The organism is Sporosarcina sp. BI001-red (assembly GCF_003384035.1).
Lineage (GTDB): Bacteria > Bacillota > Bacilli > Bacillales_A > Planococcaceae > Sporosarcina.
The window spans coordinates 178818-190040 of the sequence record NZ_QQAK01000011.1 but is presented as its reverse complement, the minus strand read 5'-3'; the positions used below and the strand labels follow the sequence as shown (position 1 = coordinate 190040).

At 43.6% G+C, this 11223-nt stretch carries 10 protein-coding genes; all 10 read left to right on the top strand.

Going from position 1 to position 11223, the window contains the following annotated elements; translation table 11 throughout:
• The first annotated feature begins 21 nt into the window (after positions 1-21).
• The gene (gene rpoC, locus DVB69_RS08055) at positions 22-3618 is read left to right on the top strand and encodes a DNA-directed RNA polymerase subunit beta' (RefSeq protein ID WP_116018358.1); all 3597 of its coding nucleotides are present in this window, start codon (positions 22-24) and stop codon (positions 3616-3618) included.
• Between the two features lie 122 nt (positions 3619-3740).
• On the top strand, positions 3741-3989 hold the full coding sequence (locus tag DVB69_RS08050) for a ribosomal L7Ae/L30e/S12e/Gadd45 family protein (RefSeq protein ID WP_116018356.1): 249 nt from the start codon (positions 3741-3743) through the stop codon (positions 3987-3989).
• Positions 3990-4089: 100 nt separating this feature from the next.
• A complete protein-coding gene (gene rpsL, locus DVB69_RS08045; protein WP_116018354.1) occupies positions 4090-4509 on the top strand; it encodes a 30S ribosomal protein S12 in 420 nt (139 codons plus the stop codon).
• 35 nt (positions 4510-4544) lie between these two features.
• Positions 4545-5015: a 30S ribosomal protein S7 gene (rpsG, locus tag DVB69_RS08040; protein WP_025782820.1), complete on the top strand. Its 471-nt coding sequence runs from the start codon at positions 4545-4547 to the stop codon at positions 5013-5015.
• 51 nt (positions 5016-5066) lie between these two features.
• Positions 5067-7145, top strand: a complete 2079-nt coding sequence (gene fusA, locus DVB69_RS08035; RefSeq protein WP_116018352.1) for an elongation factor G — start codon at positions 5067-5069, stop codon at positions 7143-7145.
• Positions 7146-7266: 121 nt separating this feature from the next.
• Complete coding sequence (gene tuf, locus DVB69_RS08030; RefSeq protein ID WP_116018350.1) at positions 7267-8454, top strand: elongation factor Tu; 1188 nt, start codon at positions 7267-7269, stop codon at positions 8452-8454.
• 841 nt (positions 8455-9295) lie between these two features.
• The gene (gene rpsJ, locus DVB69_RS08025; protein ID WP_147300766.1) at positions 9296-9604 is read left to right on the top strand and encodes a 30S ribosomal protein S10; all 309 of its coding nucleotides are present in this window, start codon (positions 9296-9298) and stop codon (positions 9602-9604) included.
• A 44-nt stretch (positions 9605-9648) separates the two neighbouring features.
• Positions 9649-10278, top strand: a complete 630-nt coding sequence (gene rplC / locus DVB69_RS08020; protein ID WP_116018346.1) for a 50S ribosomal protein L3 — start codon at positions 9649-9651, stop codon at positions 10276-10278.
• Between the two features lie 25 nt (positions 10279-10303).
• Complete coding sequence (gene rplD, locus DVB69_RS08015; RefSeq protein ID WP_116018344.1) at positions 10304-10927, top strand: 50S ribosomal protein L4; 624 nt, start codon at positions 10304-10306, stop codon at positions 10925-10927.
• Entirely contained in the window at positions 10927-11211 is a 285-nt protein-coding gene (gene rplW, locus DVB69_RS08010; protein WP_116018342.1) for a 50S ribosomal protein L23, read from the top strand. Before rplD ends, rplW begins: the two co-directional genes overlap by 1 nt.
• Positions 11212-11223 lie beyond the last annotated feature (12 nt).

Here is an 11223-nt window from a genome sequence, read left to right as displayed (position 1 = left end):
GACAAAAGGGAGGTAGGCTCCTTGGTAGATGTTAATAATTTTGAGTATATGAAAATAGGGCTAGCTTCTCCGGATAAGATCCGTTCTTGGTCTTATGGTGAAGTAAAGAAGCCTGAAACAATCAATTATCGTACATTGAAGCCTGAAAAAGATGGGTTGTTCTGTGAGCGTATTTTCGGACCTACAAAGGACTGGGAGTGTCATTGTGGGAAGTATAAGCGCGTTCGTTATAAAGGTGTAGTTTGTGACCGTTGTGGCGTAGAAGTCACACGTCAGAAAGTTCGTCGTGAACGTATGGGTCATATCGAACTTGCGGCACCAGTAACACACATTTGGTACTTCAAAGGGATTCCTAGCCGAATGGGACTTATTCTGGATATGACACCACGCGCACTAGAAGAAGTAATCTATTTCGCCTCTTATGTGGTTGTTGATCCAGCGGATACACCACTTGAGCGTAAGCAACTACTCTCTGAAAAAGAGTACCGTCTGTATCGTGAAAAGTATGGCACGAAGTTCCAAGCACTTATGGGTGCTGAAGCTATTGAACAACTTCTATCCGCTATAGATTTAGATAAAGAAACAGAAAGCTTGAAAGAAGAGCTTAAAACAGTTCAAGGACAACGTCGTACACGTGCGATCCGCCGTTTAGAGGTTGTGGAATCATTCCGTAACTCTGGAAACAAACCTGAATGGATGGTTCTTGAAGTGCTACCTGTCGTTCCGCCTGAACTTCGTCCGATGGTTCAATTAGATGGGGGTCGCTTTGCGACATCCGATTTAAATGATCTTTATCGTCGAGTGATTAACCGGAATAACCGTTTGAAACGACTATTGGATCTTGGTGCTCCAGGAATCATCGTTCAAAACGAGAAGCGTATGCTTCAAGAAGCTGTCGATGCTCTTGTGGATAACGGTCGTCGCGGACGTCCTGTAACTGGACCGGGTAACCGTCCATTGAAATCACTTTCTCACATGTTGAAAGGTAAGCAAGGACGTTTCCGTCAAAACTTACTTGGTAAACGTGTTGACTACTCTGGTCGTTCAGTTATCGTCGTAGGACCTAACTTGAAAATGTATCAGTGTGGTCTTCCGAAAGAAATGGCGATTGAGCTATTCAAGCCATTCGTTATGAAAGAACTCGTTGAACGTGGTCTTGCGCACAACATTAAGAGCGCGAAACGTAAAATCGAGCGATTGCATTCGGAAGTATGGGATGTTCTTGAAGAAGTCATCCGGGAGCATCCGGTTCTCTTGAACCGTGCCCCAACGCTTCACCGTCTTGGTATCCAGGCGTTCGAACCGATGCTTGTTGAAGGTCGCGCTATCCAGCTTCACCCACTCGTATGTACAGCTTATAACGCTGACTTCGACGGTGACCAAATGGCTGTTCACGTACCTTTATCAGCAGAAGCTCAAGCAGAAGCGCGTCTTCTTATGCTAGCTGCACAAAACATCTTGAACCCTAAGGATGGTAAGCCAGTCGTAACGCCTTCACAGGATATGGTGCTTGGTAACTATTACTTAACTCTTGAGCGTAGTGGTGTAGTTGGAGAAGGTAAAACGTTCAGTAATATGAACGAAGCATTGATTGCCTATCAAAATGGACATGTGCACTTGCACTCTCGGATTGCGATAGCAGCCAGCTCTCTCAAAAACCCTACATTTACAGAAGAACAGAATAGTCAATTGTTAATTACGACAGTAGGTAAAGTAATCTTTAACGAGATTCTTCCTGATTCATTCCCGTATATTAATGAGCCAACTATGAACAATCTTCAAATCGAAACACCTGCTAAATACTTTGTGCCAGGCACAACTGATATTCCTAAGCACGTCCAAGCTGCAGAAATTGTGTCACCATTCAAGAAGGCGATCCTTGGCGAAATCATTGCTGAGATCTTCCGTAGATTCCACATTACTGAAACTTCTAAAATGCTTGACCGTATGAAAAATCTCGGATTCAAATACTCGACACGTGCAGGAATTACAATTGGTATCGCTGATATTGTCGTACTTCCAGATAAGCACGAAATCTTACAGGATGCACAAGCGAAAGTAGATAAAGTGACACAACAGTTCCGTCGTGGTCTAATTACAGACGAAGAACGGTACGATCGTGTTATTTCCTACTGGAGTCACGCGAAAGATGTCATTCAAGGTAAATTGATGGACTCTCTAGAGGACACAAACCCAATCTTCATGATGAGTGACTCTGGAGCCCGTGGTAACGCATCTAACTTTACACAACTCGCAGGTATGCGCGGACTGATGGCCAACCCGGCAGGACGTATTATTGAATTGCCGATCAAGTCATCGTTCCGTGAAGGACTTACAGTTCTTGAATACTTCATCTCTACACACGGTGCACGTAAAGGACTTGCCGATACAGCCCTTAAAACTGCTGACTCAGGATATCTTACACGTCGTCTCGTTGATGTGGCACAAGATGTTATTGTTCGAGAGGACGACTGTGGCACAGACCGTGGTCTTGAAATTTCCGCACTCACAGAAGGCGTTGAAATGATTGAACCACTAGATGAGCGTATCGAAGGTCGCCATGCTAAGAAGAAAGTACTTCATCCTGAAACGGGCGAAGTCTTAGTGGAGAAAAATCAGCTTATTACAGCGGATATATCACAAGCAATCATCGGTGCTGGTATTACTACAATGTCGATCCGTTCAGCGTTCACATGTAATACTAAACACGGTGTGTGTAAGAAATGTTACGGCATTAACTTGGCAACTGGAGAAGAGGTTGAAGTTGGAGAAGCTGTTGGAATTATTGCAGCTCAGTCAATCGGTGAACCAGGTACACAGCTTACAATGCGTACGTTCCACACAGGCGGTGTAGCAGGAGACGATATTACACAAGGTCTTCCGCGTATCCAGGAGATCTTCGAATCACGTAATCCTAAAGGGCAAGCTGTTATTTCACAAATCAAAGGTATTGTTACAGATATCGATGAGATTCGTGAAGGGCAGAAAGAAATCACAATTAAAGGTGACGTGGAAACACGTAAGTACCTTGCTCCTTACAATGGTCGTTTGAAAGTTGATGTTGGAGATGAGATCGAACGCGGTCAAGGATTGACTGAAGGGTCGATTGATCCTAAAGAATTGATCGTTGTTAAAGACGTTTCAACTGTTCAGGAATACCTTCTTAAAGAAGTACAGAAAGTATACCGGATGCAGGGTGTTGAAATCGGGGATAAGCACGTTGAGGTCATGGTTCGTCAAATGATGCGCAAAGTCCGCGTCATTGAAGCTGGTGACACAGACTTGCTACCAGGTTCATTACTCGACATCCATCAGTTTGCGGATGCCAACAAAAAAGTTCTTAAAGCTAATAAACTTCCAGCGACAGCGCGTCCTGTAATCCTTGGTATTACAAAAGCGTCGCTAGAAACAGAATCATTCCTATCTGCAGCTTCGTTCCAGGAAACAACACGCGTATTAACGGATGCAGCCATTAAAGGTAAAACGGATGATCTTCTCGGGTTGAAAGAGAATGTAATCATCGGTAAGCTCATTCCAGCAGGAACGGGTATGCAACGTTATCGTGGAATTGAAATGGATCGTGACGAAGTCGAAGAGGATGCAGTACCAGCAGAGTAATAAAACTAAAACGGGAGGCAGAACTCCCTCCCGTTTTTCTTTTTACTGTTGACATGAAGTCTGGTAGATGGTACTATACAAAAGGTTGATAGTTGAATGTCTGTACTTTGGAGGATGTCATCATGTCTTATGATAAAGTCACTCAGGCAAAGAAGCTGATCATCGGTACAAAGCAAGCAGTGAAAACGATTCGTCTGAATAAGGCGCAAGAAGTCTTCATTGCACAAGATGCAGAAGAGCGGGTAACCACTCCTGTAATTGAAGAAGCAGCTCGTCAAGGTGTTCCGTTATCATATGTTGATTCTCGGGATGAACTTGGGAAAGCTTGTGGTATTCAAGTAGCTGCATCAGTGGTCGTCATCACTGATTAACGGTTTTTGCGCAAAAAATGTGCAAAGCCTTTGTTTTTACCCAAAAAATGAACCACCTGGATGTGTGGTCTTAAAAAGAAGTTGGAAGGAGGAAAAACCGATGCCTACAATTAACCAATTGGTCCGCAAACCTCGCCAGTCGAAAACTAGCGGTTCAAAAGCTCCGGCACTTGGAAAAACGTATAACAGTTTCAAAAAGTCAATGACAAATGTCAACTCGCCACAAAAACGAGGTGTCTGCACACGTGTGGGCACAATGACTCCGAAGAAGCCAAACTCGGCTCTTCGTAAATATGCTCGTGTTCGTTTGACAAACACATTGGAAGTTAACGCTTATATCCCTGGTGAAGGTCACAACCTTCAAGAGCACAGTGTTGTTCTTATCCGCGGAGGAAAAGTAAAAGACTTACCAGGTGTTCGTTACCACATCGTACGTGGAGCACTTGATACTGCTGGTGTAACTGGCCGTATGCAAAGTCGTTCACATTACGGTGCGAAAAAGCCAAAAGAAAAGAAATAATAAAATAATAACTATTTTGAAAGGAGGAACACCCCATGCCTCGTAAAGGTCCAGTTGCAAAACGTGACGTTTTGCCAGATCCGATTTATAATTCGAAGCTTGTAAGCCGCCTCATCAACAAAATGATGGTAGACGGTAAAAAAGGTACTTCTCAGAAAATTTTATACGGTGCGTTTGAACTTGTTAAAGAACGCTCTGGAAATGATCCGATTGAAGTATTTGAAGCAGCACTTAACAATGTAATGCCAGTTCTTGAAGTTCGCGCACGCCGAGTAGGTGGAGCTAACTATCAGGTACCAGTAGAAGTTCGTCCTGAGCGACGTACGACTCTTGGTCTTCGTTACCTTGTAAACTATTCACGTACTCGCGGTGAAAAGACAATGGAAGAACGTCTTGCGAACGAAATTCTTGACGCATCAAACAACACAGGCGCATCAGTTAAGCGTCGTGAAGAAATGCACAAGATGGCAGAAGCGAACAAAGCATTCGCTCACTACCGCTGGTAAAATCCATTCGTTCATTAATTCGTTATTCCTATATGGAAGGAGCAATACAAAATGGGTAGAGAGTTCTCCTTAGAGAATACTCGTAACATTGGTATCATGGCTCACATCGATGCTGGTAAAACAACAACGACTGAGCGGATCCTTTATTACACAGGTCGTATCCACAAAATCGGAGAAACGCACGAAGGTGCGTCTCAGATGGACTGGATGGAGCAGGAGCAAGAGCGTGGAATCACGATCACTTCAGCTGCGACAACTGCAAGTTGGAAAGGCCACCGCATAAACATCATCGATACTCCAGGACACGTAGACTTCACTGTAGAAGTTGAACGTTCACTTCGCGTACTTGATGGTGCTGTAACGGTACTTGATGCACAATCAGGTGTTGAACCACAGACTGAAACAGTTTGGCGTCAAGCGACAACATACGGCGTTCCACGTATCGTATTTGTCAACAAAATGGACAAAACTGGAGCGGACTTCCTTTACTCGGTAGGAACACTCCACGACCGTCTTCAAGCGAATGCTCATCCAATCCAATTACCAATTGGTGCGGAAGACGAATTCGAAGCGATCATCGACCTAGTCGAAATGAAAGCTAACTTCTATCCAGATGATACTGGCATGAACGTTGAAGTTCGAGAAATTCCTGAAGAACACCGCGCGGATGCAGAAAAAGCTCGCGAACGTTTGATTGAAGCTGTTGTAGATTTCGATGAAGTACTCATGGAAAAATACCTTGGCGGAGAAGAACTTACAGTCGAAGAACTTAAAAATGCAATCCGTAAAGCAACATTGGCTGTAGAATTCTACCCAGTTGTTTGTGGTACGGCGTTCAAAAACAAAGGAGTTCAGCTAGTACTAGACGCAGTTCTAGACTACCTACCAGCTCCAACTGATGTACCACCAATGATAGGCTTCAACCCTGATACTGAAGAAGACGAAGAGCGTAACCCGAGTGATGAATCACCATTCTCAGCACTTGCGTTTAAAGTTATGACTGACCCTTATGTCGGTAAACTTACATTCTTCCGTGTATATTCAGGAGTCTTGCAGTCGGGTTCTTACATCAAGAACTCAACTAAAGACAAGCGTGAGCGCGTAGGTCGTATCCTACAAATGCACGCTAACCACCGTGAAGAAATATCAGAAGTTCACTCAGGCGAGATTGCTGCGGCTGTTGGACTTAAAGATACAGGAACTGGCGATACGCTTTGTGACGACAAAGCACCGATCATTCTTGAATCTATGGTATTCCCTGAGCCAGTTATCTCTGTTGCGATTGAGCCGAAAACAAAGGCCGACCAAGACAAAATGGGACAAGCTCTTGGTAAACTTCAAGAAGAAGATCCAACGTTCCGTGCACACACTGACCAGGAAACTGGTGAAGTCATTATCGCAGGTATGGGTGAGCTCCACTTGGACATCATCGTAGACCGTATGCGTCGTGAATTCAAAGTGGAAGCAAACGTTGGAGCGCCACAAGTATCATATCGTGAAACGTTCCGCAAAAGTGCTGAAGTCGAAGGTAAATTCGTACGTCAGTCTGGTGGACGTGGACAATTTGGTCACGTTTGGATCGAGTTCGAGCCAAACGAAGAGGGTGCAGGTTTTGAATTCAAAAACGCGGTTGTCGGTGGCGTTGTTCCACGTGAATACATCCCAGCAATCGAAGCAGGAATTCGTGACTCATTAAATAACGGTGTACTCGCTGGATATCCACTGATTGACATCAAGGCTCGTCTATTCGACGGTTCTTATCATGATGTTGACTCCAACGAAATGGCCTTCAAAATTGCGGCATCTATGGCATTGAAAAATGCGGTAGCTAAGTGTGATCCAGTACTTCTTGAGCCAATGATGAAAGTTGAAGTCATCATCCCAGACGAATACATGGGAGATATTATGGGTGACATCACTTCACGTCGTGGACGTGTAGAAGGAATGGAAGCTCGTGGTAATGCGCAAACAGTTCGTTCAATGGTTCCTTTGGCAGAAATGTTTGGTTATGCGACATCTCTCCGTTCGAATACACAAGGACGCGGCGTATTCTCAATGACTTTCGATCACTACGAAGAAGTGCCTAAATCAGTTGCTGAAGAAATCATTAAAAAGAATAAAGGCGAATAATTGAAATTCTGCCTTATTTAAAGTATAACTACTTTGTAAGCTATGGTTTCGGAGGTCGCGCGGCCTTCGCTCCATATCTATAAAACTAAAATCATACTCAATTTAGAGGAGGAACTCCATAATGGCTAAAGAAAAATTCGATCGTTCCAAAACGCACGCTAACGTTGGTACAATTGGTCACGTTGACCATGGTAAAACAACTTTGACTGCTGCAATTGCAACAGTACTTGCAAAGCGCGGTGGCGGTGAAGCACGTTCATACGCTGACGTTGATAACGCACCAGAAGAAAAAGAGCGTGGTATCACAATCAATACTTCACACGTTGAATATGAAACTGAAACTCGTCACTACGCACACGTAGACTGCCCAGGACACGCTGACTATGTTAAAAACATGATCACAGGTGCTGCTCAAATGGACGGCGGAATCCTAGTTGTATCTGCAGCTGACGGCCCGATGCCACAAACACGTGAGCACATCCTTCTTTCACGTCAAGTAGGGGTACCATACTTGGTAGTCTTCATGAACAAATGTGACATGGTAGACGACGAAGAGCTTCTTGAGCTTGTTGAAATGGAAATTCGTGATCTTCTTACTGAATACGACTTCCCTGGCGATGACATTCCTGTTATCAAAGGTTCAGCACTTAAAGCACTAGAAGGCGAAGAAGCATGGGAAGAAAAAATCGTTGAACTTATGGATGCTGTTGATAGCTATATCCCAACTCCAGAGCGCGACACAGAAAAACCTTTCATGATGCCTGTTGAGGATGTATTCTCAATCACAGGACGTGGTACAGTTGCAACTGGCCGCGTTGAGCGTGGAGTAGTTAAAGTCGGCGATACTGTTGACATCATCGGTTTGACTGAAGAGCCTAAATCTACAACTGTAACAGGTGTAGAAATGTTCCGTAAACTTCTTGACTATGCTGAAGCTGGCGACAACATCGGAGCATTGCTTCGTGGTGTAGCACGTGAAGACATCGAGCGTGGACAAGTACTTGCTAAGCCAGGTACTATCACGCCACACACAAACTTCAAATCTGAAGTTTACGTTCTATCAAAAGAAGAGGGTGGACGTCACACTCCATTCTTCTCAAACTACCGCCCACAGTTCTACTTCCGTACAACTGACGTAACTGGAATCATTTCTCTTCCAGAAGGCGTAGAAATGGTTATGCCTGGCGATAACGTTGAAATGACTATCGAACTGATCTCTCCAATCGCGATTGAAGAAGGTACTAAATTCTCAATCCGTGAAGGTGGACGTACAGTTGGAGCTGGCGTTGTAGCTACAATCGTTAAGTAAAACCTTTTAACCCGCCCTTGTGGCGGGTTTTTTATTTTGTTTGAATAGGAGAAGGGGGCAGACCAATGTAGGGGTTGGACTATTGGAAAGTCGGCATACACCATAGAAATTGCTCATAAACCTCTAGGAATGATCATAAACAAAAAAATTGCTCATAAACCTATAGGAACGCTCATAAAAATAGAAAAGTGATCATAAACCATGTAAAGCGCTCATAAACCTCCGATAGTGATCATATATCCTGGAAACTGATCATAAACCTACAGCACAACTCCTCTAACCTCGCGAAAGTCTCCCCAGCTGCTGTGAAGTGTTGTCTGTTATAACTCATAATAAAAATGTGGGATTGTTTTCTCTCACAGAGTTTCGCCCGAACAAAACTTACACCAACTCGAACTCAATGTCTTCTAAGCTTTTCTTTAGAATGGAGTAGACATTCACCTGCTATGTTGAGTAAACTCATTATCTCTATTAAAAAAGAGATAAAATCTCTCGCTACTTTGAATGAGAGACTTGGAAAACAAGATAAGTGAAATCACAACCTTTATATACTCTATATACCTACAGGAAACATTCTACAAAAAACAATCTTAATTTCTCGCAAATATTTACAACAAATTAGTTGCATCTCTAGCCATTTCGTTCTATACTATAAAAGTTGTTAAAGAATATCGCTAAACCTATTGCGACATTCTTTTTTTATGTGTATAATGTTTAGTGTTGGTCTTTGACTGCGATGAAGCGGGAGGTTACCGACACACCCGGCCGCTTTGCCATGGCATGTGTGTGGGAAAATTTTCGTGGAGAATGTCTAGAAAATAGGCGAGAGGGAGGGAAAATAATGGCAAAACAAAAGATTCGTATTCGTTTGAAAGCTTATGATCACCGTGTGCTTGATCAGTCAGCTGAAAAGATTGTTGAAACTGCAAAGCGTTCCGGAGCTAGTGTCTCAGGTCCGATTCCATTGCCGACAGAACGTACAGTGTACACAGTTCTTCGTGCGGTCCACAAATACAAGGACTCACGTGAGCAGTTCGAAATGCGTACTCACAAGCGTCTGATCGATATCGTCAATCCGACACCACAAACTGTTGATGCATTGATGAAGCTTGACTTACCATCAGGTGTTGACATTGAAATCAAACTTTAATGGCAAATATAATACTAAAAACAATTAATCAGGAGGTGTGACAAATGACCAAAGGAATCTTAGGAAGAAAAGTCGGTATGACGCAAATTTTTGCTGAAAACGGCGATTTGATACCCGTAACTGTAATTGCAGCTGCTCCAAACGTAGTTCTTCAAAAGAAGACTATCGAGACAGACGGCTACGAAGCGATTCAGCTCGGATTCGAAGACAAACGTGAAAAGCTTTCAAACAAACCAGAAATGGGACATGTTGCAAAAGCTGAAACGACACCTAAGCGCTTCATTCGCGAATTCCGCGGAGTCGACGTAGCTGGGTACGAAGTTGGTCAGGAAGTCAAAGTCGATACATTCGCAGAAGGCGAAATCATCGACATCACAGGAGTATCAAAAGGTAAAGGTTTCCAAGGTGTAATTAAGCGCCACGGTTTCTCACGTGGACCAATGAGCCACGGATCTCGACACCACCGTTCAACAGGTTCAATCGGTTCTGTTGACGCTCAGCGCGTATTTAAAGGTAAAAAAATGCCAGGCCGTATGGGTGGCAAAACTGTAACAATCCAAAACCTTGAAATTGTACGAGTTGACACAGAGCGCAACTTGCTACTAGTAAAAGGTAACGTTCCAGGTTCACGCAAATCACTTGTAGTAGTGAAAAGCGCGATTAAAGGGAACTAATTAACGAAGGAAGGAGGAAACACTAATGCCAAAAGTATCCGTAGTGAATCAAACAGGATCTGCAGCAGGCGAAATCGAATTGAATGAACTTGTGTTCGGAATTGAGCCGAATGAAGCAGTCCTATTCGAAGCATTGGTTCAACAACGCGCTTCATTGCGTCAAGGGAACCATAAAGTAAAAAACCGTTCTGAAGTAGCTGGTGGTGGTCGTAAACCATGGCGTCAAAAAGGAACAGGTCGTGCTCGTCAGGGCTCAATCAGATCTCCACAATGGCGTGGAGGCGGTATCGTATTCGGACCAACACCACGTAGCTACAGCTACAAGATGCCGAAGAAAGTCCGTCGTCTTGCTCTTCGTTCTGCTTTGTCTTCAAAAGTACGCGACGAAGAAATGGTTGTATTAGAAGCTTTGGCTTTCGATGCACCAAAGACAAAAGAATTCACAAAAGTGCTGAAAGACTTGTCAATCAGCAAAAAAGCATTATTCGTAACTGCTGACCTTGATGAAACAGTAGCATTGTCTGCTCGTAACATTCCTGGTATCAGCGTAGTTACAGCAAACGGTATCAACGTCTTAGATCTAGTTGGTCACGATCAACTAATCTTGACTAAAGATGCTGTCAAAAAAATCGAGGAGGTGCTTGGTTAATGGAAGCACGTGATGTATTGAAGCGTCCGGTCATTACCGAGCGATCTTCTGAAGCAATGGAATTCAACAAGTACACTTTCGAAGTTGATACTCGTGCTAACAAAACGCACATCAAGCAAGCTATCGAAGAAATCTTCGGAGTAACAGTGGAAAAAGTGAACGTCCAGAACTATAAAGGTAAATTCAAGCGCATGGGTAAACATGCTGGTTATACTAACAAACGCCGTAAAGCGATTGTTACACTAACTTCAGATTCTAAAGACATCGAACTTTTCGATATCTAATCACAATAAACG